This window comes from Pseudogemmobacter lacusdianii (assembly GCF_030848395.1).
In the GTDB taxonomy this organism is placed as follows: domain Bacteria; phylum Pseudomonadota; class Alphaproteobacteria; order Rhodobacterales; family Rhodobacteraceae; genus Pseudogemmobacter; species Pseudogemmobacter lacusdianii.
Genome location: NZ_JAVDBT010000001.1, coordinates 330,927 through 352,267 on the forward strand (window position 1 = coordinate 330,927; position 21,341 = coordinate 352,267).

Here is a 21,341-nt window from a genome sequence, read left to right on the forward strand (position 1 = left end):
ACAACAACTTTTCCACGGAGCGCCCAGATGGCCGACGAAGAAGACATTATCCTGTCGGAACTTTCGGATGACGAACTTGTCCTGCAGATGCATGACGACCTTTATGACGGTCTGAAGGAAGAGATCGAAGAGGGCGTCAGTATCCTGCTCGAGCGCGGCTGGACCCCCTATGACGTGCTGACCAAAGCACTGGTCGCAGGCATGACCATCGTTGGCGCTGACTTCCGCGACGGCATTCTCTTCGTGCCGGAAGTGCTGCTGGCCGCTAACGCCATGAAGGCCGGTATGGCCATCTTGAAGCCGCTCTTGGCGGAAACCGGCGCACCTCGCATGGGCAAGATGGTGATCGGCACCGTCAAAGGCGACATCCATGACATCGGCAAGAACCTTGTCGCGATGATGATGGAAGGCGCTGGCTTCGAGGTCAAAGACCTTGGCATCAACAACTCGGTCGAGAAATATCTGGAAGCTCTGGAAGCTGAGCAGCCCGATATCCTTGGCATGTCGGCTCTGCTGACCACCACCATGCCCTATATGAAAGTCGTGATCGACACGATGAAAGAGAAAGGCATGCGCGAGGAGTATATCGTCCTCGTCGGTGGCGCACCGTTGAACGAAGAATTCGGCAAGGCCATTGGTGCCGACGCTTACTGCCGCGATGCGGCTGTGGCTGTGGAAACCGCCAAGTCCTTCGTGGCGCGTAAGCACAACCAAATCGGCGCTTAATCGCCCGCTGGCCCTTTGCGGCTGAAGCCTTTCAGGGCCTCGGGGGAAACTCCGGGGCCTTTTGCGCTTTTGTGACTTGGAAAAGCACCGCCGCGCGCCCATCTTGAAAGGAAGGGAGAGTGATATGCCATTAACCCATTTCCTGACGCTCTTGGGCTTCGTGATCATCGCCGCAGGCGCGACATTGGCCTTGGCCTTTTGGGCGCATGTGCCGGTGCTGGCGATCAGCTTCGCGGCATTGGCTGGCTCTCTCTTTATTGGAATAAGGCAATGGCGCTAAGCGCAGAAGTTACCGCTGATCCCGCCCTTCGCCTGCCTTCGGATGCTGGGCTTACCGAAGAGGGTATGCAGCCCGGCCTTGCGGGGCGGGTCTTGCTCTTGGCCTGCGGGGCCTTGGCGCATGAGATCTTGGCCTTGAAGAAAGCCAATGGCTGGTCGCATTTGGACCTGCAATGCCTGCCTGCGAAACTGCACCTTTACCCCGATCAGATCGTGACGGCGGTCGAGGCGGCGGTGCTGGAACGGCGTGCGGATTATGACCAGATCTTCGTTGTTTATGCCGATTGCGGCACCGGCGGGCTTTTGTTGAAAAAGTGCAAGGAACTGGGCGTCGAGATGGTCGAAGGCCCGCATTGCTATTCGTTTTTTGAAGGAAATGCCGTCTTTGCCGAGAAGGCCGAGGAGGAGTTCACCGCCTTCTACCTGACCGATTTTCTGGTGCGCCAGTTTGACGCCTTCGTCTGGAAGCCGATGGGCCTCGACCGGCATCCTGAGTTGCGCGACATGTTCTTCGGCAATTACACCAAGCTGGTCTATCAGGCGCAGATCAATGATCCCGCCCTTGATGCTAAAGCCGAGGCCTGCGCCGCCCGTCTGGGCTTGGCCTATGAGCGGCGCTTCACCGGCTACGGCGATCTGGCGACCACCCTTACGCGGGTGGCCGAGTAAGGATCAACGGCTGAAATCCGAGATCACCGCCACGCCGGGGGCGGTGGGGCCGTCAAAGGCGCGTAGTTCCTCGGTCGCTTGCGAAAGCGCCACTTGGCGGGCGACGATCGGGCTGACATCGACGCGGCCGGTCTCAATCAGCGACAGAAGGCTGGGGTAGCGCCAGGCGGGCATGCCGCGGCTGCCGAAGACCGAAAGCTGGCGCATGTAGATGGCGTTGACGTCAATCTGCATCTGCGCGGTGTGACCGACCGGCAGGCCGATCTGGACATGCCGCCCCATCGGGCGCAGGCAGCGCAGCGAGTTATTGGCGGTGACCTCAATCCCCAAAGCCTCAACGCTGACATGCGCGCCACCGCCGGTGATTTCGATGATCTGAGCGGCCACATCGCCGGACCGCGCATCTACCGCAGCTTCGGCCCCCAAGGCCTTGGCATGGGCGAGTTTTTCCGGAACGACATCCACCACGATCACCCGCGCACCAAGCGCTTTGCCAAGGAGCAAGCAGGAAAGCCCAATCCCACCAGTGCCATGCACCGCAAGCCATTCGCCCGCCTGCAAGGCCGCGCGCCCGGTAAGGGCGTGATAGGCAGTGGTGACGCGGCAGCCAAGGCCTGCCGCCAAGGCGGGGCTCAGGCTTTCGGGCAGACGGGCAAGGTTGTGGGCATGCGGTACCGAGACATATTCGGCATAAGCGCCGCGATCGCCAAAGCCCGGCACGCGCTGCGAGCGGCAGGTGGTGGTCTGGCCCGAGCGGCATTCCGGGCAATCGCCACAGGCAAGGATGAAGGGCGCGATCACCCGGTCGCCCTTGCGCCATTTCGCCAAAGGCCCGGCCTCGACCACTTCGCCGCAATATTCATGGCCGGGAATATCGCCCGGCTTCACCTTGGGATGCTCGCCCACCCAACCGTGCCAGTCACTGCGGCAAATGCCGCAAGAGAGCACTTTCAGAACGACGCCATCGGCCTCGCAGGTCGGATCGGGCACCTCCTCAATCGAGAGGGGCTCACGATAGGCACGAAGGACGGCGGCGCGCATGGGTCAACCTTTCAAGCGGTAGTGGTTCAAGCAAAAGACCCGAATTGCCGAAGCCAAGCCTTCCTCTCCGCGACGTGATGCGTCGATTTCTGCTGCCAGTTGATTGATTGGCAGTGCCATTTCTACGGCAATGCTTTGAAAAGCCTGCCAGAACTCGGGCTCAAGTGAGACCGAAGTGCGGTGGCCCTTCAAGGTGAGGGAGTGTTTTGCAGGGCGGGTTGTCATCAGACAAATTCCTTCGAAGGAATTTGCAAGTTTCTGTAAAGAAACTTGCCGAGAGCCCGCTCAGGTGACTACGAGAACCGGATCGGTATTGCAGAAGATCACGAAATACCCGCCATTTTCAATGGCTCGATAGCCCCGCCGCCTCACTTCGCGCAAAAATCGCTCGCGCCCGACCAGTCTTTCGACATCCCGGACCTGTCGACGTACGATGCCACCTGCCGCCACCGTTTGCGCAGAGAACAACTGCATGATCCAGCGTTCGGGAGAGATCGGGGCAGGAAGTGGTCGCATGGGCGCCTCCAGGTCGGAAGCGCCAAGTTTGCCTCGGCAAGGTTAACCGAGGCTTAATCGGTTTCCTTGTCGCGCAGATGCCCATCCAAAGCGCGTTTGGTCAGATCCGCCCGCGCCTCGTCCAAAGATTTCTCGGCCTTGCTACGACCGAACTTGGCGGCATTGGCGTCAGCTACACTGCGGGCGGCCTTGCGGGCCGCCTGCTTTTTCACCTGCCGAAGGTTGATGAGTTCCCCCATCAGCCTTTCGGGCCAACCATATCTTCAGGGCGCACGATGCGGTCAAAGGTCTCGCCATCGACAAAGCCCAATGCGATCGCTTCTTCGCGCAGAGTGGTGCCGTTCTTATGCGCGGTCTTGGCCACTTTGGTCGCGTTGTCATAGCCGATGGTCGGCGCCAAAGCCGTCACCAGCATCAGCGATTCCTTCATCAGCTTGTCGATCCGCGCCACATTGGCCTGCGTGCCGACCACCATATTGTCGGTGAAGCTTGAGGCGGCGTCGCCCAAAAGCTGCATCGATTGCAACACGTTATAGGACATCATCGGGTTGTAGACGTTCAGTTCAAAGTGACCTTGGCTGCCCGCAAAGCCGACCGCTGCATCATTGCCCATGACATGAGCGCAGACCATGGTCAGTGCCTCAGCTTGGGTCGGGTTCACCTTCCCCGGCATGATCGACGAGCCCGGCTCATTTTCTGGCAAGATCAACTCACCCAGACCCGAGCGCGGGCCTGAGCCCAGTAGGCGCAAGTCATTGGCGATTTTGAAGAGGGCCGCTGCGACCGTCTTCAAGGCGCCCGAGAACATGACCATCGCATCATGCGCAGCCAAAGCTTCGAACTTGTTGGGCGCGGTCACGAAGGGCAAGTCGGTGATCGCGGCAATCTCAGCCGCCACGCGCTTGTCAAAGCCGACACGGGTGTTGAGTCCGGTGCCGACCGCGGTGCCGCCTTGCGCCAGCTCGTAGATATCGGGCAGGCAGGCTTTGACCCGCGCGATGCCTTTATCCACTTGCGTGGCATAGCCCGAGAACTCTTGGCCCAAGGTCAGAGGCGTCGCATCCTGCGTATGGGTGCGGCCGATCTTGATGATATCCTTGAACTCTTCCGACTTGCCCCAGAGCGCTTTCGACAGCTTCTCCAGCCCCGGGATCAGAAGATCGCGCGCATGCATGCCGATGGCGACATGCATCGCGGTGGGGAAAGTGTCGTTCGAGGATTGGCCCATGTTCACATGGTCATTCGGGTGCACGGGCTTTTTGCTGCCCATCACCCCGCCCATCATCTCGATCGCGCGGTTCGAGATCACCTCGTTGGCGTTCATATTCGACTGGGTGCCCGAGCCGGTCTGCCAGACCACCAGCGGGAAGTTGTCGTCGAATTTGCCCTCAATCACTTCCGAGGCGGCGGCGGCGATGGCATCGGCCAGTTCGGGCGCCAGATCGCCTTGGGCTTTGTTAACCAAAGCGCAGGCCTTTTTGATCACGCCAAGCGCGCGGATGATCGGGACCGGCTGACGCTCCCAGCCGATCGGGAAATTGATGATCGAGCGCTGGGTCTGCGCGCCCCAATATTTATCGGAAGGCACCTCGAGCGGGCCAAAGCTGTCGGTTTCGGTACGGGTTGCGGTCATCGGGGCCTCCTGCAGAGCTTACGCTTCCCTTAGCGCCGGGGGGCGGGGGAATCAATCGGTATACTATTGCATACATGGGCGTGGCCTTTGGGGGCGAGACCGCACTTCAACTCGGCTGCTGCACGCCTCGAGGCGTTTGGGCGCGCAATGAGGCCAGGCTTGGGCGGAGCCTTTCTGATTTTGGATGATATCGCGTCCTGTCCGGCTCAGCCTGAAAGGATAGATGCTGGGTTCAAGCGTGCTTAACGGCTGAGCCCCGTTTCGGTTGTTGGGCCATCCGTGGCACCGCGACGGAAGCGGTAGACCCTTGCCGGGGGCAGGTTGGCCCAGACTTTGTGGCCGCGGCTCACCGTCAGACCCAACGCGGCAATCAGTTCGGGCGGCAGGGGTGGGCGGTTGCCGTAGGTGAATTGCAAATAGCGGCCGCGCGGGGCGAGGATCTCGAAGGCGGCTGCGACGATCCCCTGGCGCACCGGTTCGGGCATCGACAGCAGGGGCAGGCCTGAAATCACCACGCCCACCTGTTGGGTGATCAGCCGGGCCGCCTCTTGTGCGGGGGCTTGATGCACGGTCACACCGGGAAACTTTTGCCGCAAATGTGCGACGAATTCCTCGTCCAACTCGAAGAGGGTCAAATTTTCAGGCGGCACGCCGCGGGCCAGAATGGCGGCGGTAAACCGCCCGGTGCCGGGGCCAAATTCGACCACTGGCCCGGATTGCGGCCCTAGGCCCAGCGTCATCGCCCGCGCCAAAGTCTGCGAGGAGGGGGCGACGGCTGAAACTTGCCGCGGGTTTTTCAACAAGCGACGCCGGAAAAGAGCAAGGTCGCTTGTCATAGGTTAAGTCTTGCGGAAACGGTCAAGGCGTACCACCTCGGCGGCACGCGGGGTGGGGGGCTCATCACCGCCGTCATCGCCATTGTCATCGCCCGCGTTTTGCGGCTCGTCGGCGAGATCTTCCTCGTCGTCATCCTCGCCCTCGCGGGTTTCAAACCGCAGGCCGAATTCGACGGAAGGGTCAACGAAAGTGCGCACAGCGTCGAAGGGGATCACCAGCGGCTCGGGTTGGCTGCCGAAGTTGAGGGTGACCGAAAATCCCTCATCGGTGACGTCGAGCTGGTCGAACCAATGCTGCAAAACCACAGTCATTTCATCAGGATAGCGCTGATGCAACCAATCGGCCAAAGCGACGCCCGGATAATTGGTGTCAAAGGTGATGAAGAAGTGGTGTTCGCCCGGCAGGCCGTTTTTGGCCACATCCTCAAGCACGTTTTGGATCAAACCGCGCATCGCCCGGTGCATCAGATTGCCGTAGTCGATGCTGCGGGTCATGGGGTGGTCCTTTCGCAATTGGCGTGCAGCATAGGCAATTTGCCAGCCGTGAAAAGGGGTGGCGGGCCGGAAAATGCGCGCAAGTTTGGGTGAGGTGCCGTTGCGGCAGTTTGCGCAGCACAAGTCCGCCGAATGTAGGGGGGCTTGCATGAGGGACGCGCCGGCCCATTGCTGGGGCGCGCTGACTTGGCAGAGGGTGGATGCAGAGGGGGGCTAAGTGCAGGTTTCTGTTGCCAGGTACCTGCGAACCCCGCCTTACGGGGCTAACCGTAAGGGCTTAGATTTGGTATTGAGAGCTGCTTACGCAGCCATCGCCACCGGAGCACGGTTGTCATTGGCAACTGTGATCTTGGACCGATAACGGTGGTACCTCACCGAGTAAAAGCTGGCCTCTTTGAACGTCCGTCGATCCTATTTCGACCCCACACGCCCGCAATGATCGGGAGGTTTGGTGGAGTCGCCGGGTACCGCCCCCGGGTCCGAGCCGTCTATTACAGGTGCGTTTATCACCATAGTCCGGGTTGCCCCGAACAAGCCCAATATAGGCGCGGCAAGGACGGGCCGCAAGGGGCTGAGGCGTTGGAAAGCTCTCAGCAAGCCGCATGGAATTTCAGGGCGTTAGAGGCGCATGTCTACGACAACACGGCCTTGAACCTGTCCCTTCAGGATGGCCGCCCCCAAGGCGGGGACATCGGCCAGAGCGGCCTCTTGGATCATCCCGTCCAGCTTTTGCAGCGGCAATTCGCGGGCCAAACGCTCCCATGCGGCAAGGCGGCGGGGATAGGGTACGGTCACCGAATTGATGCCCAGAAGCTTCACGCCGCGCAAAAGGAAAGGAATGATATTGGCTGGAACCTGCAAGCCGCCCGCATTGCCGACGGCGGCCACGGCGGCTTCGGATTTCAACTGCCCCAGAACCCGCGCCAGCATCTCGCCGCCGACAGCATCGATGCAGCCCGCCCAGGTCTCTGATTCCATCGGGCGTTTGATCGCCTCGGCCAGATCCGCGCGCGGCACGATCCGCGCCGCCCCCAGGTCTTTAAGATAGGTTTCCGTCTCGGGCCGGCCGGTGACGGCGGCGGTTTGGTAGCCATTGGCGGCCAAAAGCGCCACGGCGATCGAGCCGACACCCCCGGCGGCACCGGTCACCAATACCTCACCCGCGCTGGGGGTAAGCCCTTGAGATTCCAGCTCCATCAGCGCCAGCATCGCGGTGAAACCAGCCGTGCCGATGGCCATAGCGCGCCGGGTCGTTAGGCCCTGTGGCAGCGGCACCAGCCAATCAGCTTTGACGCGCGCTTTCTCGGCAAAGCCGCCCCAATGCGCCTCGCCCACGCGCCAGCCGGTCAGGATGACGGCATCGCCGGGGGCGTAACGCGGGTCGCTGGAGGTCTCGACACGACCGGCAAAATCGATGCCTGGAACATGCGGATAATTGCGCACCAGACCGCCGCCAGAGGGCGACAGGCAGAGCCCGTCTTTATAGTTCAAAGTGGAATATTCGACGGCGATGGTCACCTCACCCTCGGGCAGGGCGCTGTCTTGCAACTCTTCCAGCCGTGGCGTGGCTTTCCCTTCGGCATCACGCTGCATCAATATTGCGCGAAACATCGCTTGGTCCTTTCGGCTTCAAGGGTGGGCAATCATAACCGCCACCAGGGGCGTGTCGCGGTAGGAGACTTGGCTTTTCTTTGCAAGAACAGTGCCTTGCAAAGGCAAGTTCAGGCAAAAACCACTTTACTTTACTGTGCATTCAGGCAATGCGCCGCGCAGTTATTGCTTGTGAGCTGGCCAGAACCTCGCATAGCTTTAACAGTGATAAAAGAGGGCAAACCCGCCGAAGCCTTACTATTGCCGAAGGAGTAATCATGACGTTCACTGCTCGCCTTTTGACTGGTGCCGCAAGCGCACTGGTTCTTGCCTCCTCGGCACATGCCGCGGATCCTGAATTAACCATTCTGGACTGGGCCGGATGGGAGATCGACGGGGCTTTGACGCCCTATGTCGACAAGCACGGCCAGAAGCCGACCTATGTCTTTTATGCCGATGATGATGAGGCGTTCCAAAAGGTCTCGTCGGGCTTCCGCGCCGATGCGGTGCACCCTTGCCCGGGCGCTGTGCCGCGCTACCGCGATGCAGGGCTGATCGAGCCTTGGGATATCTCGAAAGTCGAGGCTTTCAAGAACATCGACCCGGCTCTTTTCGCCTCTTCCTTCATTAAGGATGACGGCGGCGTTTGGTTCCTGCCCTATGACTTTGCCTATACGGCGATCGCCTATAATTTGAACGAAGTGCCTGAAGAAGATGTACAATCTTTGGAGGTCTTCAAGAACCCGAAATATGCGGGCCGGATCTCGATTTCCGACAATTCCGATGACGTTTGGGCTTTGGCTTTCTTGGCCACCGGCGTCACCAATTGGGATGATGTGAGCGACGATCAGATCACTGCGGCGGCTGATTGGCTGCGCGAAGTGGCACCGAATGTGCGCACTTGGTGGTCGGACCCGTCCGAGCTGTCGCAGGCGATGGCCTCGGGTGAGATCTTGGTCTCGTGGTCGTGGAACGACCCGGTGGCGATCATGAAAGCCGACAACTTCCCGGTTGGCTTCAATCGCGCACCGAAAGAGGGTTCGACCTCGTTCTTCTGTGGTTTCGTTAACATGAAGGACGGTCCGGGCAGCGAAGACAAGCTCTATGACTGGGTGAATTCGATGTATGCGCCGTCGAGCGCGCGCCCGATCGTGGATGCGATTGGCTATGCCAACACCAACCCCGAGGCCATGGCGACGATCCCGGCGGAAGAGCAAGCAGCGGCTTATGTCGATGCGATCGACACCACGGTCTTCTTGCAAACCCCGATGCAGCCCGCTTTGCGCGACAAGCTGGTGGAAGAGTTCGAACTGATCAAATCGGGCTTCTGATCCGGGTCTGAGGCGTAAAAGGGGCGTATGGTTTACGTCTGTTCTGCGTATGGAAAACGTATGGCATCCGTCGGGCAACCGGCGGATGCTTTCGTTTGGGGGATTGCGGCTTTTGCGGCGGCTCGCTAGCTTCCGATTTGATGCCAAATCTGGCACTGGCTGGCGGAGAGAAATCCGACGGTCTGGCTGGAAGACCTGCCGCGCACCGGGCCCCATACCCCCGCATCGCGTGGGGGTGTCCGGGCGCGGCCCTAAGATGGAGCCGCCTGATGGCGCTAGACCTTGCTTTCGTCCGTTCGCAATTCCCGGCGTTCCAATCGCCGGTGCTCTCAAGCCATGCCTTCTTTGAGAATGCGGGCGGCAGCTATCCTTGCATCCAAGTGGTCGACCGGCTGACCCGGTTTTACCATGATCGCAAGGTGCAGCCCTACGGTCCCTATCCGGGGGCGCAGGCTGGCGGCGCCGAGATGGACGAGGCGCGGGTCCGTTTGGCGGCGATGATGGGCGTGGCGGGGGATGAGGTCTCTTTCGGGCCTTCAACCAGCACCAACACTTATGTGCTGGCCCAAGCGGTGCGGCAATGGCTGGCGCGGCAGGATGCCGCCATCGTGGTCTCGAACCAAGACCATGAGGCCAATGCCGGGGTTTGGCGGCGTCTGGCGGCCGAAGGCATCGAGGTGCGCGAGTGGAAGCTGGATCCTTCCACCGGATCCTTGGACCATGGTCGGCTTGAGGCTTTGCTGGCGGATGGCAAGGTGCGGCTGGTGTGCTTCCCGCATTGCTCGAATGTGATTGCCGAGGTGAATGATGTGGCGGCGATCACCGCGATCGCGAAAGCCCATGGAGCGCGCACGATTGTCGATGGGGTCAGCTATGCGCCGCATGGCTTCCCGGATGTGCCCGCTTTGGGCGCGGATGTTTACCTTTTCTCAGCCTATAAGACCTATGGCCCGCATCAGGGCATCATGGTCATCCGCCGCGATTTCGGCATGGAGCTGCCGGGGCAGGGGCATTTCTTCAACCATGCCACGCTTTATAAACGTCACACGCCAAGCGGCCCCGATCATGCGCAGGTGGCAGCCTGTGCGGGCATGGCCGATTACATCGATGCTTTGGCGGCGCATCACGGCATCAGTGGCGATGGGGCCGCGCGCAATCGCGGCGTGCATGATCTGATGCGGGCGCATGAAGAGGTGGTCATCCAGCCCTTGTTGGATTTCTTGGGCGCGCGCAATGACTTGCGGCTGATCGGCCCGCGGGAGGCGGCGCGCCGTGCACCCACGGTGGCGGTGGAGCTGAACCGTGCCGCCGAGCCGGTCTCGGAGGCTTTGGGCCAAAAGGGCATTGCCTGTTGGGCCGGGGATTTCTACGCCGTCCGCCCGCTGGAGGCTTTGGGCATCGACCGCGACAAAGGTGTGCTGCGGATGTCGGCGGTGCATTACACCAGCGCCGAGGACGTCTCTCGGCTGATCGGCGCTTTGGAGCAGGTGCTTTAACGCGTCCTTAAGAAATGAACATTGCGTTAATTGCGCCGAAGCGGGCCAGCCCTCGCTTCGGCGCGCGCTTTGCAAGGTGATGCCCCGTTGCCGCGGCTTTGCGGGGCCGTAAAGCTCCTCTCTTGCACGCAGATGCGACAAAGCCGAAACTAAGCGCCGAAATTCTTCCTCAGTGACCGGGGCCATTATGCCAACCACTGCAAAACTCGTCGCTGCTCTTTTCTTTGCCGCCATCGGCTGGTTCGCCGCCAATGCCCATATTCCGGCTTTGGGCGAGCAGGCCTATTTCGGCCGCTTTCGCGAAATCACGGCGCTGATCGGCCTGCTTGTCGGGTGGTACACGATGGGGTCTTTGGTGGGGCAGAGCTATGCCGATGCGGTGGGCTCGGGCCTGCGCACCTCGGTCACTTTGGTGTTCTTCGCGCTTTTGATCTTCGCGACATATCTGATGTACGGCCAAACCCAGAAGATGATCTTTGACGGCCCGCTTGAGGCGGCGCTGGGGGTGTTTGAAAACATGCTCGACCAAGGGCGCAAGATGCTGACGCCGGGGGTGCTGGGGGTGCTGATCATCGGCGGTGCGGTGGGTGGGATGCTCACCGAATGGACGGCGCGGCGCTGGCGGTGACGGACATGGATGCTTTGATGGCGCTTGTGCGGGGCGATGATCCTGCGCAGGCAAAGGAACGGCTGGCGTTCTGGCAAGCGGCGACGGGCGGGCTGACGGCGCCGGATGCGGCGCTTGAGGCAGAGCTGGCTTTGGACATTCTCGCTCTGCGGGGGCTGGTCCCGGCCGAGCGGCTGCGGGCGCGACGCGCGGCTATGCTGGCGCGGGCGGCGGCGCGGATCAGGGCGGTGTCGCAGCCCACCGTGAGCGATCGGCGCCGTGAGGTGGCTTTAGGCGATGCTGAGCGGCTCAATCTCACCCAGCCCTTCCATGGGTTTTTCGCCACGGAAGTCTTCGATCTGCGCTTTCGCCGCTTTGACGGGGAACTAAGCCCCGTGGTCAGCCGCGAGGTCTTTGTGGCGGCCGATGCCGTCACCGTGCTGCCTTGGGATCCTCGCCGTGACCGGGTGCTCTTGGTGGAGCAGATGCGCACAGCCCCCTTGGCGCGGGGCGAGCGGAACCCTTGGCAGCTTGAGGCGGTGGCGGGTCGGATCGATCCCGGCGAGACCCCGCAAGACGCCGCTCGACGCGAGGCCTTTGAAGAAGCGGGGCTGCGGATCGGCGCGCTAGAGCCGATCGCGGAATACTACCCTTCGCCAGGGGCAATGACGGAATATCTCTACTCTTATTTGGCGCCTTGTGATCTGCCGGATGGGGCGGCGGGGCAGTTTGGTCTGTCCGAAGAGGCGGAAGATATCCGCGGCCATCTGGTCGAGTTTAACGATCTCGTGGCTGAGTTGGACAGTGGCCAGTTCAGCAATGCGCCGCTGATCCTCTCGGTGCAGTGGCTGATCCGCCATCACGAGCGGCTCTTGGCGCGCCATCGTCGATAGCGCCTCGGACCAGCGGCAAAATTTGATCATCTTGCCAGAAGCTGTGCATCATGGTTGTGTTTGGCTTGTGTGAAAGCCTATAGGGCCGCTGCAGAAAGTGCCGAGGGTATGATGAACGCAAACGGCGCCATAGCGGCAGATGAGAGCCTGCGTGACCGCAAGGTTCCGACGCATGAGCTGACCTATGCGCGGCTGCGCGACATGATCCTTTATGGTCAATTGGCGCCGGGTCAACCGGTGACAATTCAAGGGCTGATCCAAGACCTCGATGCGGGCATGACCCCGGTGCGTGAGGCGATCCGGCGACTGACGGCAGAAGGGGCGCTCTTGCCGCAGGGCAACCGGCGGGTGGCGGTGCCGGCGATGACGCTGGCCATGCTGGAACAGGTGGCCTTCGCGCGGCTGAGCCTTGAGCCGAAGCTGGCGGCTTTGGCCGCGGCCCATATCACGCCCGAACTGATCGCGAAGCTTGAGCGCATCGATGCGGCGGTGAATGAGGCGATTGGCGCGGGCAATGTCCAAGGCTATCTGGCCGCCAACCACAGCTTCCATTTCACGCTTTATGAGGCCTCTGACGCGCCGGTGCTTTTGGACATCGTGCGCGGGCTTTGGCTGCGGGCGGGGCCAAGCCTGCGCGCGGTGATCGGGCGTTACGGCCAGCAACTCTCGCCCGACCGGCATTCCGATGCCTTGCAAGCGATGCGCCAAGGCGATGCCGCCGCCCTTGCGCAAGCCATGGAGCGCGACATCCAGCAAGGCGTCGATCACATCCGCCAAGCCCTGACCGAGGTTAATTGAGCGCCTGCGGCGCAAGCTTATATCTCGCCTCTGCGCGGTGCCCGCGCAACCGGCTCGGGTGGCCTCCGGCGGGGATATTTACAGTTCTGAAAGAGATGGTTTCATCTTGATCTAAATACTCTCGGGGGGTCCGGGGGGCGAAGCGCCCCCGGCTGCCGGGCCCTTGTGTTGCGCCGCCTTTTGGTTGTGGGGAGGGGCTTCAAGAAATTTGATCAAATTTCTTGAAGCTGGGCTGTTTTGATCATATCCTCTGCGGCGACGGCACCACAGGACCGCCGAATCTGCGAGGTTTCTCTCATGAATATGATCAACACCAATCTGCCGACGGCAGAGCTGCAAAAGCTTGATGCGGCGCATCATTTCCATCCCTTCACCGACAACTCTGCCTTGGGCAAAAAGGGCGCGCGGGTCATGGTGCGGGGTGAGGGGGTTTGGCTCACTGACAGTGAGGGGCACCGCATCTTAGATGCGATGGCGGGGCTTTGGTGTGTGAACATCGGCTATGGCCGTAAGGAACTCGCCCAAGTGGCGGCGCGGCAGATGGAAGAGCTGCCCTATTACAACACCTTCTTCCAAACCACCCATGTGCCGGCGATTGCTCTGGCCGCGAAGCTGGCCGAGCTGGCGCCGGGGGATTTGAACCATGTGTTCTTTGCCGCTTCCGGCTCGGAAGCCAATGACACCAACATTCGTCTGGTGCGCCGCTATTGGCAGGCCAAGGGTAAGCCCTGGCGCCGGACGATCCTTGCGCGTTGGAATGGCTATCATGGCTCGACCTTGGGCGGTGGCAGCTTGGGCGGGATGAAGGGCATCCACGCCCATGGCGGCAAGATCGATGGCATCGAGCATATCGAACAGCCCGATTGGTGGTCGGAAGGTGGCGATATGTCGCCCGAAGAATTCGGCCTTGCCCGGGCGCGTCAGCTTGAGGAAAAGATCCTTGAGGTTGGACCCGATAACGTTGCCGCCTTCATCGGCGAAGCGGTGCAGGGGGCTGGTGGCGTGATCATTCCGCCTTCGACCTATTGGCCGGAAATCCAGCGCATTTGCCAAAAATACGGCGTGCTTTTGATCCTTGATGAGGTCATCACCGGCTTTGGCCGCACCGGCAATTGGTTTGCCGCTCAGACCTTCAACATCAAGCCTGATATCATCACCATCGCCAAGGGCCTTTCCTCGGGCTACCAGCCGATTGGCGGCTCAATCCTGTCGGATGAGGTGGCAGCGGTCGTCGGTGGCGATGAGTTCAACCACGGCTACACCTATTCCGGCCACCCGGTCGCGGCGGCGGTGGCTTTGGAGAACCTGCGCATCATGCAAGACGAGGGCATCGTTGAACATGTCCGCGATGTGGCGAACCCCTATCTGGCCAAGCGCTGGGCCGAGCTGGCCGATCACCCGCTGGTGGGTGAGGCGAAGCTTGTGGGCCTTATGGGCTCGATCGCGTTGACGCCGAACAAGGCGACGCGGGCGGCTTTCACCTCGGAAACCGGCACCGTGGGCTTCCGTTGCCGCGAGCGTTGCTTTGCCAATGATCTGATCATGCGCCATGTCGGCGACCGGATGATCATCTCACCGCCTCTGTGCATCACCCCGGCCGAGATCGATGTGCTGATCGAGCGCGCGCGCAAGTCCTTGGATGAGTGCTATGCGGGGCTGCAAGCCGATGGGCTGATGGTCGCCAAGTGAGCGGCGCAAACTAAGAACCAAAATCCGCCAGAGGCGGGATGAGGGCAGGGGCCGTTCGCAAGAGCGGCCCTTTGTCGTGGCGCTGTTCTTGTGCCGCAGGGGCGCGGCGCGGCTTTGGCCTTCAGAGGCGGCGCATTTGTCATCCGCTGTGAGCGCGCACAGCTTTTGCGCCGCTTGAGCTTCGGGTCGCAATTCCCTAAGACTAAAGCCAAACCGCCAAGGAGCCAGCCATGAACATCCACAGCGATTTGGCGCATGCCATCGGCAATACGCCGCTTTTGAAACTGCGCCGCGCCAGCGAAATGACGGGCTGCACCATTCTTGGCAAATGCGAATTCCTGAATCCCGGCCAATCGGTCAAGGATCGGGCCGCTTTGTTCATCATCCAAGACGCCGTGCGGCGCGGGGCTTTGAAGCCCGGCGGCACCATTGTCGAAGGCACAGCAGGCAATACCGGCATTGGTTTGGCCTTGGTCGGCGCTTCGATGGGGTTCAAGACCGTGATCGTGATCCCTGAGACCCAGTCTCAGGAGAAGAAAGACATGATCCGGCTTGCCGGGGCCGAACTGGTGCAAGTGCCAGCGGCACCTTACAAAAACCCCAACAACTATATCCGTTACTCGGGCCGTCTGGCCGAGGCTTTGGCGCGGACCGAACCGAATGGCGCGATCTGGGCCAATCAGTTTGACAACACCGCCAACCGTCAGGCCCATATCGAGACCACGGGCCCCGAGATTTGGGAGCAGACCGGTGGCAAGGTCGATGGTTTTGTCAGCGCTGTCGGCTCGGGCGGGACTTTGGCCGGTGTGGCAATGGCTTTGCAGCCCAAGGGCGTGAAGATCGGTCTGGCGGACCCCGAGGGCGCGGCTTTGCACGCCTATTACACCACCGGCAAGTTGGAGAGCCCCGGCTCTTCGATCACCGAAGGCATCGGGCAGGGCCGGATCACGGCGAACCTTGAAGGCATCACCCCCGATTTCAGCTGGCGCATCCCGGATGCCGAGGCTTTGCCCTTGATCTTCGATCTGGCGATGGAAGAGGGGCTTTGCATGGGCGGCTCGACCGCGGTGAATATCGCCGGGGCCATTCGCATGGCGCGCGAATTGGGGCCGGGCCATACGATCGTGACTTTGCTCTGCGATTACGGCAGCCGCTATCAGTCGAAGATCTACAACCCCACCTTCTTGCGCGAAAAAGGTCTGCCGGTGCCGGAATGGCTCGCGCGTCCGGCACGGGCTTTGCCCTCGGTCTTCGAGGACGCATAATTTGATGCGGCTTCTGCGCAGCTTCCTGCTGGTTCTTACGCTGGCAGTGCTGAGCCTGCCCCTAACGGGGCAGGTTTGGGCAGAAGACGCAGCGGTTGCGGCCGTCAATTACGAAGATTGGGAGCGCACGGCAGCGCGCGCCGAAGACGAGCTGGAGACCAAAGATCCCAGCGATGAGCGGTTGGATGAGCTGCGCGGCCAATTGGCCGATTGGCGCGGGGCCTTGTCGACAGCGCAAACCGCCAATGCCGCGCGCATTGCCACCGTGAAAGAGCAGATCGCGGCTTTGGGTCCGGCTCCGGCCGAGGGCGAGACCGAGGCTGAAGAGCTGAGTGCGCGGCGCAAAGAGCTGGCCGACCGGCTGGTGGTCTTGCAGGCCCCCGGCATTGCCGCCGAAGAGGCCTATCAGCGCGCCGATGGTTTGATCCGTGAAATCGACCGCGTGATGCGTGAGCGGCAGGCTGATGCTTTGCTGCGGCTTTGGCCCTCGCCGGTCAATCCGGCCAATTGGCCGGAAGCGGCGGTGGGCTTTTCCGACACGCTGATGCGGCTTTGGTATGAGACGACGGAGGCTTGGGCCGATCCGCATGCGCGGGACCGGCTGGTCGATAATCTGCCACTGATCGTCTTGTTGCTGGGGGTTTGGGCCGGGCTTGCCATTTATGCCCGGCGCTGGATCGATGTTTATGCCGAGCGGTTGCAACTGCGCGGAGGTGCTTTGCGGCGCCGGATTTTGGCCGTTGTCGCCTCGCTTGGGCTGGTGGTGGTGCCGGTCTTGGGGGTGGTGGCTCTGACCTCGGCCTTGCGGGCCACCGGGCTTTTGGGCGAGGTTGGCACCCGGCTGAACGATGCGCTGCCGGTTTTGGGTTTCGTAATCTCCTTTGCCGCTTGGCTGGGATTGCGCGCCTTCCCGCGCCAGCAAGAGGCGGGGGCGATGCTGCCATTGCCGCCCGAGCGGCGGGCTGAGGGGCGGTTCTGGTCGGTGGTGATGGGCCTCACGGTTGCGGCCGAGATCCTGCGCAGCCGCGCGATGGACCCACAGGAGTATTCCGAAGCCACCACGGCGGTGATGAGCTTGCCGATCCTGATCGTCGGCGGCATTGCGCTGTGGCGTATGGGGCAGGTCCTGCGCCAAGCGCGCGATGGCACGGCGCAGCCGAATTATGTGCTGACGCTGCTGAGCCTGATCGCCCAAGCCATTGGCGTGATTGGCGTGGGCGGGCCAATCTTGGCGGCCATTGGCTATGTGGCGGCGGCCAATGCGATCATCTTCCCGGCGATCATCTCTTTGGCTCTGATCACCGTTATCTTCATTCTCCAACGCCTTATTGCCGATTTCTGGGCCATGGCGCTGATCCGGCGTGGCAGCTCGGAGGCGGAAGCCTCGACCGATGGGCTGGTGCCAGTGCTGGCGGGCTTTGCACTGACCTTGCTGTCTTTGCCGGTTTTCGCATTGGTCTGGGGCGCGCGCTATTCGGACCTGACCGAACTTTGGACCCGGTTCCGCGAAGGCTTCCAGATGGGCGAGACGCGGATCTCTCCCACCGATTTTCTGGTCTTCGTGCTGATCTTCTTGGCCGGCTATGCGGTGACGCGGCTGATCCAAGGCGCGTTGCGCACCACCATTTTGCCCAAGACCAGCATGGACCGCGGCGGCCAGACGGCGCTTGTCGCGGGCGTCGGCTATGTGGGGATTTTCTTGGCCGCTTTGGTGGCGATCCGCGCCACCGGCATTGACCTCTCGGGGCTTGCCATCGTCGCCGGTGCGCTGTCGGTCGGCATCGGTTTTGGTCTGCAAAACATTGTGCAGAACTTTGTCTCGGGGATCATTCTTTTGGTCGAGCGCCCGGTCTCGGAAGGTGACTGGGTCGAGGTGGGCGGTGTCCAAGGCATTGTGAAATCAATCTCGGTCCGCTCGACCAAAGTGCAGACCTTTGACCGCACGATGGTGATCGTTCCCAACGCCGATTTCGTCAGCCAGCAGGTGAAGAACTGGACGCGGTTTTCTTTGGCCGGGCGTTTGGTGGTGCCGGTGAATGTGGCCTACGGCACCGACACAAGGCTTGTAGAGAAGATCCTGGGCGAGATTGCCGAGGCGCAGCCATTGGCGATCTTGAACCCGCCGCCTGCGGTGGCTTTTACCGGCTTTGGCCCCGATGCCCTGACCTTTGAGATCCGGGTGATCCTGCGCGATGTGAATTTTGGCTCGCAGGTGCGCACCGAGATCAACCATCAGATCATTGAGCGTTTCGCCGTTGCGGGCATCGAGATTCCCGCGGCCCAAAGCGATGTCACGTTGCGCAATGTCGATGAGATCGTGCGTGCGCTGTCGCTGGTCGGGGGCGCGCGGCCTTTGGCCGAGATGGGCGGCCAAGCCGATGCAGCGCCCGCCGCTGCCGCTGTGATCCGTGAAAAGGATGAAAGCGGCTGAACCTTTAGCCTATAGCAGGACCGATGACCGAGCTGTTGTTCCGCACCGACCCCTATCTACAATCCGCGCCCGCGCGGGTGCTTGCGCATACGCCCGAGGGCGGCATCATCTTGGACCGCACGGTGTTTTACCCCAATGGCGGTGGTCAGCCGGGTGACTCTGGTTGGCTGCGTTGGGAGGGCGGGCGTCTTGGTATTGCCACGGCGGTTAAGGCTGGAGCCGAGGTGGCTTTGGTGCCCTCGGAGCCCCATGCCTTGCCGCCCGAGGGGGCGGAGGTTCTGCAAAGCCTCGACTGGGGGCGGCGGCATCGGCATATGCGCATGCATACCGCGTTGCATTTGCTCTCGGTGGTGGTGCCTTTGCCGGTGACGGGGGGCCAGATCGGCGCCGATCGCGGCCGACTTGATTTCGACATGCCCGAGCCGCCAGCGGATGTGGCGCGTTTGGAAGAGGCTTTGAACGCCTTGGTCGATCTTGATCTGAAGGTCAGTGAGCTTTGGATCACGGATGCCGAGCTTGAGGCCAATCCGGGGCTTGTGAAGACAATGTCGGTGCGGCCTCCGATGGGGCAGGGACGGGTGCGGCTGGTGCAGATTGGCGAGGGGGCGGGCCAGATCGACCTGCAGCCCTGCGGCGGCACCCATGTCGCCCGCACCGGCGAGATCGGCCATATCACCTTGGATAAGATCGAGAAAAAGGGCCGTCAAAACCGCCGCATCTCGATCTCGCTTGCAGGGGGCTAAGGGGAGCGCTGCAGGTTGTAGGTTTCAGGCCTTGAGCCTCGAGCCTCGAGCCTCGAGCAGAGCCTGCTCTAAGCTTTGGACGTCTTTCCCGCGCGATGCATCCGGATGCGTGTTGGACGGCGCTGGGACGTGAAAGGCGAGGGCGAGATCGCGAAGGCCGCGGGCCAAGTCGCCTCCCTCACGCTTTGCCAAAGCAAGCATCATAGGCGCTAAAGTGCCTCGGTCGGCCAGCCCCACCAAAAGACGCCCGCCAGCATCAATCCCCAAATGACATCAAGCGCCTGCGCCGTTTTCCGCGCTGCGCGAGAAGTTCCAAAATCCCCCACCGCCCCCCTTGAACCCAAAGCCGCCACAGGCTAAGAGCGCCAGACGGACAGTTGGCCGAGTGGTCGAAGGCGCACGCCTGGAAAGTGTGTAGGCGGGGAACCGTCTCGAGGGTTCGAATCCCTCACTGTCCGCCATTACCCCTTGAAATCATTGGATAATTTGGCGTTATTGGCGATTTACCCGCCTATAAGCCCGCCATCTGTTTTGCAATTGGGCGCTATCAGTTGCGACAATGGGCAGGCTTTTCGGGAACTTGCCCCGCACCGTTCTGAAAATCTCCAATTAGCTCATATCTTGCGTAAAGGCCCACACGCTGGTCTCCCCAAAGGGGGCAAAGTCTGAGACCACCCCCGGGTGCCTGCGGTCGATCTGCCCCCCGCTGGGGGGTGGACCCAGCCTCACGCATCTGCCTGCACCTTGCGCCACGGTGAAAAGCCTGCCTCTGCCAGTGAGGCTCTGAGCCGTGACAAAGCCATCGCCCGCGCCCCCTCATGGGCAAGCGCCCGACTTTCATCCCATGCGCACTGCATCGCATAGGTGCCACGGCCCGACACATCGACCCCCACTGCCAGCCACGTCACCCCACCGGGCAGCAGGCGCTTCTCCCCCTCGTGAAGTGGAAAGGCACTGGCCTCAGCTTCAGACAGCGGCACGGCCATAGGTTCACCCCCAGCCTTGAGCATGCGGGTGAAGGCCCGCTCAAGCACGGCGATGGCGACAGGATCGGTCACGGGCAGCATTTCCCTGCCGTTGTAGTCGAAGCAGCAGGCGGCCAGCTTGGCGGCTTGGGCGGCGGCATTGCGCTTCATGGTGCGGCGCTGGTTGCGGTTCTGGGTCACGCGGCTGCCCTCTCTTCCCGGCGCTCGGCAAGCTGCACCTCATCCAGCACCTGCTCCCCCAGGGCGGTTGCAAGCACCATCACCTCGCGCAGGTGGCGCAGGGCTTCGGACTGGCTGCGCTGACACCCACCGACATGTTGGAGAGAGCTGGAGGTGACCGCAACCAAAGCGATGCACTGGCGCATGTTCAGGATGGCATCTCGGGAAAGCGTCATATCCTTCATGCCCGGCCCTCCAATCCTGCGGATGCCTGATACCCGGCGATGCGGGCCTGACCCTCGGCCACCAGCTGGCGCACCTCAGCGTCACAGCCCAACCGCTCGGCCAGCAGCAAGAGGGAGCCGCCAGCAAGGGCCGCATGCTCATGGACCGAAACGAGGGTCTGGGTCACATCGGTGTGGTTGGTGCGGTCGGTGGCCTCGATCAGGGTGCGGTTGATAAGGGCCATGCCAATGGCGGTGGCGATAAGTTCGGGATTGGTCGGCTCATAGCTCATGCGCGGGCCTCCCCGAGAAGGCGGCGGGTGTCGCGCAGGGCATGGCGCAGGTAGCTGCGGGCCTCGCGCTCGGGCTGGCTGTAGCGGGGGCGCTCGGACGCGTCCAAGGCCAGCACAAGGCTGTCATGGATTTCGTGGAGGATGGCGGATGGCAAGCCGGGGGCGGTTGCCGGAACGCTATTGCGCGGCATTGTCGGTCTCCATTGATATAAAATCAGAACATGGTTACGATACGGCCTGAGGCACCATCGGTCAACATAAATCATAACGAGGTTACGATTTGATAGCTTTGCAAAGCAAGATGGCCCGCGCAGCCTTGGGCCTTGGGGTCCGAGACCTTGCCAAGGCGGCAGAGGTGTCGCCGGACACCATCGCACGATTTGAGCGGGGGGAAGAGCTGCGGGCTTCGACCATCGAGGCTATCCGCAAGGCCCTTGAGACGCATGGCATCCAGTTCCTTGAGGGTGGGCAGGTTGCGACTGGGCCGGGTGTGGCGGTCGGTAGCAAGTCGTAAAGGCTGGGAACGTAAGGTGGCGCTGGAAGTTTACTTGCCGCGCAGCCTTGATGCATGCCAGAATTCTGATAGGAGGCCCGCTATGCCAGTGGATCGGATCAGAGAGACGCGGCGGACATGGTTCGCA

The 21,341-nt window shown here is 61.7% G+C and carries 25 protein-coding genes, 1 tRNA gene and 1 other RNA gene; 14 read left to right on the top strand and 13 right to left on the bottom strand.

Going from position 1 to position 21,341, the window contains the following annotated elements:
• The first annotated feature begins 27 nt into the window (after positions 1–27).
• The 3 genes from Q9295_RS01585 (at position 28) to Q9295_RS01595 (ending at position 1,674) form a co-directional block, all read left to right on the top strand.
• Positions 28–726 carry a cobalamin B12-binding domain-containing protein gene (locus Q9295_RS01585; RefSeq protein WP_306678705.1) on the top strand — a complete coding sequence of 233 codons (699 nt, stop codon included), beginning with the start codon at positions 28–30 and terminating at the stop codon, positions 724–726.
• A 124-nt stretch (positions 727–850) separates the two neighbouring features.
• Positions 851–1,006, top strand: coding sequence for a hypothetical protein (locus Q9295_RS01590; RefSeq protein WP_306678708.1), 156 nt, complete (start codon positions 851–853; stop codon positions 1,004–1,006).
• Complete coding sequence (locus Q9295_RS01595; protein ID WP_306678710.1) at positions 997–1,674, top strand: DUF1638 domain-containing protein; 678 nt, start codon at positions 997–999, stop codon at positions 1,672–1,674. Before Q9295_RS01590 ends, Q9295_RS01595 begins: the two co-directional genes overlap by 10 nt.
• Positions 1,675–1,677: 3 nt before the next feature.
• Here the strand turns inward: Q9295_RS01595 and Q9295_RS01600 are convergent, their stop codons facing one another.
• The 9 genes from Q9295_RS01600 to Q9295_RS01640 all read right to left on the bottom strand — a co-directional run bounded on the left by Q9295_RS01600 (position 1,678) and on the right by Q9295_RS01640 (position 7,806).
• Positions 1,678–2,715, bottom strand: a complete 1,038-nt coding sequence (locus Q9295_RS01600) for a zinc-dependent alcohol dehydrogenase family protein (protein WP_306678712.1) — start codon at positions 2,713–2,715, stop codon at positions 1,678–1,680.
• A 3-nt stretch (positions 2,716–2,718) separates the two neighbouring features.
• Positions 2,719–2,940 (bottom strand): ribbon-helix-helix domain-containing protein, encoded by a 222-nt coding sequence (locus Q9295_RS01605; RefSeq protein WP_306678714.1) that lies wholly within the window; start codon positions 2,938–2,940, stop codon positions 2,719–2,721.
• Between the two features lie 60 nt (positions 2,941–3,000).
• The gene (locus Q9295_RS01610) at positions 3,001–3,231 is read right to left on the bottom strand and encodes an N-(5'-phosphoribosyl)anthranilate isomerase (protein WP_306678716.1); all 231 of its coding nucleotides are present in this window, start codon (positions 3,229–3,231) and stop codon (positions 3,001–3,003) included.
• 53 nt (positions 3,232–3,284) lie between these two features.
• Complete coding sequence (locus Q9295_RS01615; RefSeq protein WP_306678718.1) at positions 3,285–3,470, bottom strand: DUF4169 family protein; 186 nt, start codon at positions 3,468–3,470, stop codon at positions 3,285–3,287.
• Positions 3,470–4,864 carry a class II fumarate hydratase gene (fumC, locus tag Q9295_RS01620; RefSeq protein ID WP_306678720.1) on the bottom strand — a complete coding sequence of 465 codons (1,395 nt, stop codon included), beginning with the start codon at positions 4,862–4,864 and terminating at the stop codon, positions 3,470–3,472. The genes Q9295_RS01615 and fumC overlap by 1 nt, the downstream gene beginning before the upstream one ends.
• A gap of 242 nt (positions 4,865–5,106) precedes the next feature.
• Positions 5,107–5,700, bottom strand: a complete 594-nt coding sequence (locus Q9295_RS01625) for a class I SAM-dependent methyltransferase (protein WP_306678722.1) — start codon at positions 5,698–5,700, stop codon at positions 5,107–5,109.
• A gap of 3 nt (positions 5,701–5,703) precedes the next feature.
• Positions 5,704–6,195 carry an SspB family protein gene (locus tag Q9295_RS01630; protein WP_306678724.1) on the bottom strand — a complete coding sequence of 164 codons (492 nt, stop codon included), beginning with the start codon at positions 6,193–6,195 and terminating at the stop codon, positions 5,704–5,706.
• Between the two features lie 216 nt (positions 6,196–6,411).
• Positions 6,412–6,766, bottom strand: a transfer-messenger RNA (tmRNA) gene (gene ssrA / locus Q9295_RS01635).
• Between the two features lie 47 nt (positions 6,767–6,813).
• Positions 6,814–7,806, bottom strand: a complete 993-nt coding sequence (locus tag Q9295_RS01640) for an MDR family oxidoreductase (protein ID WP_306678726.1) — start codon at positions 7,804–7,806, stop codon at positions 6,814–6,816.
• Between the two features lie 257 nt (positions 7,807–8,063).
• Here Q9295_RS01640 and Q9295_RS01645 point away from each other — a divergent pair, with 257 nt between their 5' ends.
• From Q9295_RS01645 to Q9295_RS01690, 10 genes are all read left to right on the top strand, one after another.
• Positions 8,064–9,116 (top strand): ABC transporter substrate-binding protein, encoded by a 1,053-nt coding sequence (locus Q9295_RS01645; RefSeq protein ID WP_306678728.1) that lies wholly within the window; start codon positions 8,064–8,066, stop codon positions 9,114–9,116.
• Between the two features lie 269 nt (positions 9,117–9,385).
• Positions 9,386–10,612: an aminotransferase class V-fold PLP-dependent enzyme gene (locus tag Q9295_RS01650; RefSeq protein ID WP_306678730.1), complete on the top strand. Its 1,227-nt coding sequence runs from the start codon at positions 9,386–9,388 to the stop codon at positions 10,610–10,612.
• Between the two features lie 187 nt (positions 10,613–10,799).
• Positions 10,800–11,240, top strand: coding sequence for a TrgA family protein (locus Q9295_RS01655; protein WP_306678732.1), 441 nt, complete (start codon positions 10,800–10,802; stop codon positions 11,238–11,240).
• The gene (locus tag Q9295_RS01660; RefSeq protein WP_306678734.1) at positions 11,216–12,112 is read left to right on the top strand and encodes an NUDIX domain-containing protein; all 897 of its coding nucleotides are present in this window, start codon (positions 11,216–11,218) and stop codon (positions 12,110–12,112) included. The genes Q9295_RS01655 and Q9295_RS01660 overlap by 25 nt, the downstream gene beginning before the upstream one ends.
• Before the next feature lie 108 nt (positions 12,113–12,220).
• Complete coding sequence (locus Q9295_RS01665; RefSeq protein WP_306678736.1) at positions 12,221–12,910, top strand: GntR family transcriptional regulator; 690 nt, start codon at positions 12,221–12,223, stop codon at positions 12,908–12,910.
• 297 nt (positions 12,911–13,207) lie between these two features.
• Positions 13,208–14,599 (top strand): aspartate aminotransferase family protein, encoded by a 1,392-nt coding sequence (locus Q9295_RS01670; protein WP_306678739.1) that lies wholly within the window; start codon positions 13,208–13,210, stop codon positions 14,597–14,599.
• Positions 14,600–14,829: 230 nt separating this feature from the next.
• Positions 14,830–15,864, top strand: a complete 1,035-nt coding sequence (locus Q9295_RS01675) for a cysteine synthase A (protein WP_306678740.1) — start codon at positions 14,830–14,832, stop codon at positions 15,862–15,864.
• 4 nt (positions 15,865–15,868) lie between these two features.
• Positions 15,869–18,295 (top strand): DUF3772 domain-containing protein, encoded by a 2,427-nt coding sequence (locus Q9295_RS01680; protein WP_306678741.1) that lies wholly within the window; start codon positions 15,869–15,871, stop codon positions 18,293–18,295.
• A 23-nt stretch (positions 18,296–18,318) separates the two neighbouring features.
• Complete coding sequence (locus tag Q9295_RS01685) at positions 18,319–19,038, top strand: alanyl-tRNA editing protein (protein WP_306678743.1); 720 nt, start codon at positions 18,319–18,321, stop codon at positions 19,036–19,038.
• A 371-nt stretch (positions 19,039–19,409) separates the two neighbouring features.
• Positions 19,410–19,499, top strand: a tRNA-Ser gene (locus tag Q9295_RS01690).
• A 264-nt stretch (positions 19,500–19,763) separates the two neighbouring features.
• Here Q9295_RS01690 and Q9295_RS01695 read toward each other — a convergent pair.
• From Q9295_RS01695 to Q9295_RS01710, 4 genes are read right to left on the bottom strand one after another with little or no spacing between them, the layout of a single operon-like run.
• Complete coding sequence (locus Q9295_RS01695; protein WP_306678745.1) at positions 19,764–20,204, bottom strand: hypothetical protein; 441 nt, start codon at positions 20,202–20,204, stop codon at positions 19,764–19,766.
• The gene (locus Q9295_RS01700) at positions 20,201–20,428 is read right to left on the bottom strand and encodes a hypothetical protein (protein ID WP_306678747.1); all 228 of its coding nucleotides are present in this window, start codon (positions 20,426–20,428) and stop codon (positions 20,201–20,203) included. The genes Q9295_RS01695 and Q9295_RS01700 overlap by 4 nt, the downstream gene beginning before the upstream one ends.
• Positions 20,425–20,700 carry a hypothetical protein gene (locus tag Q9295_RS01705; RefSeq protein ID WP_306678750.1) on the bottom strand — a complete coding sequence of 92 codons (276 nt, stop codon included), beginning with the start codon at positions 20,698–20,700 and terminating at the stop codon, positions 20,425–20,427. Before Q9295_RS01705 ends, Q9295_RS01700 begins: the two co-directional genes overlap by 4 nt.
• On the bottom strand, positions 20,697–20,891 hold the full coding sequence (locus Q9295_RS01710) for a hypothetical protein (RefSeq protein WP_306678751.1): 195 nt from the start codon (positions 20,889–20,891) through the stop codon (positions 20,697–20,699). Before Q9295_RS01710 ends, Q9295_RS01705 begins: the two co-directional genes overlap by 4 nt.
• A 110-nt stretch (positions 20,892–21,001) precedes the next feature.
• On the opposite strand from Q9295_RS01710, the gene Q9295_RS01715 reads away from it, so the two are divergent.
• Positions 21,002–21,214, top strand: a complete 213-nt coding sequence (locus Q9295_RS01715) for a helix-turn-helix domain-containing protein (protein WP_306678753.1) — start codon at positions 21,002–21,004, stop codon at positions 21,212–21,214.
• Positions 21,215–21,341 lie beyond the last annotated feature (127 nt).

What these genes read in the sequence shown, in the direction of transcription:
- Q9295_RS01710 (WP_306678751.1), bottom strand. Translation starts at nt 20,891, where the DNA reads ATGCCGCGCAATAGCGTTCCGGCAACCGCCCCCGGCTTGCCATCCGCC.
- Q9295_RS01610 (WP_306678716.1), bottom strand. Translation starts at nt 3,231, where the DNA reads ATGCGACCACTTCCTGCCCCGATCTCTCCCGAACGCTGGATCATGCAG.
- Q9295_RS01660 (WP_306678734.1), top strand. Translation starts at nt 11,216, where the DNA reads ATGGACGGCGCGGCGCTGGCGGTGACGGACATGGATGCTTTGATGGCG.
- Q9295_RS01680 (WP_306678741.1), top strand. Translation starts at nt 15,869, where the DNA reads ATGCGGCTTCTGCGCAGCTTCCTGCTGGTTCTTACGCTGGCAGTGCTG.
- Q9295_RS01595 (WP_306678710.1), top strand. Translation starts at nt 997, where the DNA reads ATGGCGCTAAGCGCAGAAGTTACCGCTGATCCCGCCCTTCGCCTGCCT.
- fumC (WP_306678720.1), bottom strand. Translation starts at nt 4,864, where the DNA reads ATGACCGCAACCCGTACCGAAACCGACAGCTTTGGCCCGCTCGAGGTG.
- Q9295_RS01675 (WP_306678740.1), top strand. Translation starts at nt 14,830, where the DNA reads ATGAACATCCACAGCGATTTGGCGCATGCCATCGGCAATACGCCGCTT.
- Q9295_RS01650 (WP_306678730.1), top strand. Translation starts at nt 9,386, where the DNA reads ATGGCGCTAGACCTTGCTTTCGTCCGTTCGCAATTCCCGGCGTTCCAA.
- Q9295_RS01600 (WP_306678712.1), bottom strand. Translation starts at nt 2,715, where the DNA reads ATGCGCGCCGCCGTCCTTCGTGCCTATCGTGAGCCCCTCTCGATTGAG.
- Q9295_RS01700 (WP_306678747.1), bottom strand. Translation starts at nt 20,428, where the DNA reads ATGAAGGATATGACGCTTTCCCGAGATGCCATCCTGAACATGCGCCAG.
- Q9295_RS01585 (WP_306678705.1), top strand. Translation starts at nt 28, where the DNA reads ATGGCCGACGAAGAAGACATTATCCTGTCGGAACTTTCGGATGACGAA.
- Q9295_RS01705 (WP_306678750.1), bottom strand. Translation starts at nt 20,700, where the DNA reads ATGAGCTATGAGCCGACCAATCCCGAACTTATCGCCACCGCCATTGGC.
- Q9295_RS01630 (WP_306678724.1), bottom strand. Translation starts at nt 6,195, where the DNA reads ATGACCCGCAGCATCGACTACGGCAATCTGATGCACCGGGCGATGCGC.
- Q9295_RS01670 (WP_306678739.1), top strand. Translation starts at nt 13,208, where the DNA reads ATGAATATGATCAACACCAATCTGCCGACGGCAGAGCTGCAAAAGCTT.
- Q9295_RS01665 (WP_306678736.1), top strand. Translation starts at nt 12,221, where the DNA reads ATGATGAACGCAAACGGCGCCATAGCGGCAGATGAGAGCCTGCGTGAC.
- Q9295_RS01640 (WP_306678726.1), bottom strand. Translation starts at nt 7,806, where the DNA reads ATGTTTCGCGCAATATTGATGCAGCGTGATGCCGAAGGGAAAGCCACG.
- Q9295_RS01685 (WP_306678743.1), top strand. Translation starts at nt 18,319, where the DNA reads ATGACCGAGCTGTTGTTCCGCACCGACCCCTATCTACAATCCGCGCCC.
- Q9295_RS01615 (WP_306678718.1), bottom strand. Translation starts at nt 3,470, where the DNA reads ATGGGGGAACTCATCAACCTTCGGCAGGTGAAAAAGCAGGCGGCCCGC.
- Q9295_RS01655 (WP_306678732.1), top strand. Translation starts at nt 10,800, where the DNA reads ATGCCAACCACTGCAAAACTCGTCGCTGCTCTTTTCTTTGCCGCCATC.
- Q9295_RS01625 (WP_306678722.1), bottom strand. Translation starts at nt 5,700, where the DNA reads ATGACAAGCGACCTTGCTCTTTTCCGGCGTCGCTTGTTGAAAAACCCG.
- Q9295_RS01605 (WP_306678714.1), bottom strand. Translation starts at nt 2,940, where the DNA reads ATGACAACCCGCCCTGCAAAACACTCCCTCACCTTGAAGGGCCACCGC.
- Q9295_RS01590 (WP_306678708.1), top strand. Translation starts at nt 851, where the DNA reads ATGCCATTAACCCATTTCCTGACGCTCTTGGGCTTCGTGATCATCGCC.
- Q9295_RS01645 (WP_306678728.1), top strand. Translation starts at nt 8,064, where the DNA reads ATGACGTTCACTGCTCGCCTTTTGACTGGTGCCGCAAGCGCACTGGTT.
- Q9295_RS01715 (WP_306678753.1), top strand. Translation starts at nt 21,002, where the DNA reads ATGGCCCGCGCAGCCTTGGGCCTTGGGGTCCGAGACCTTGCCAAGGCG.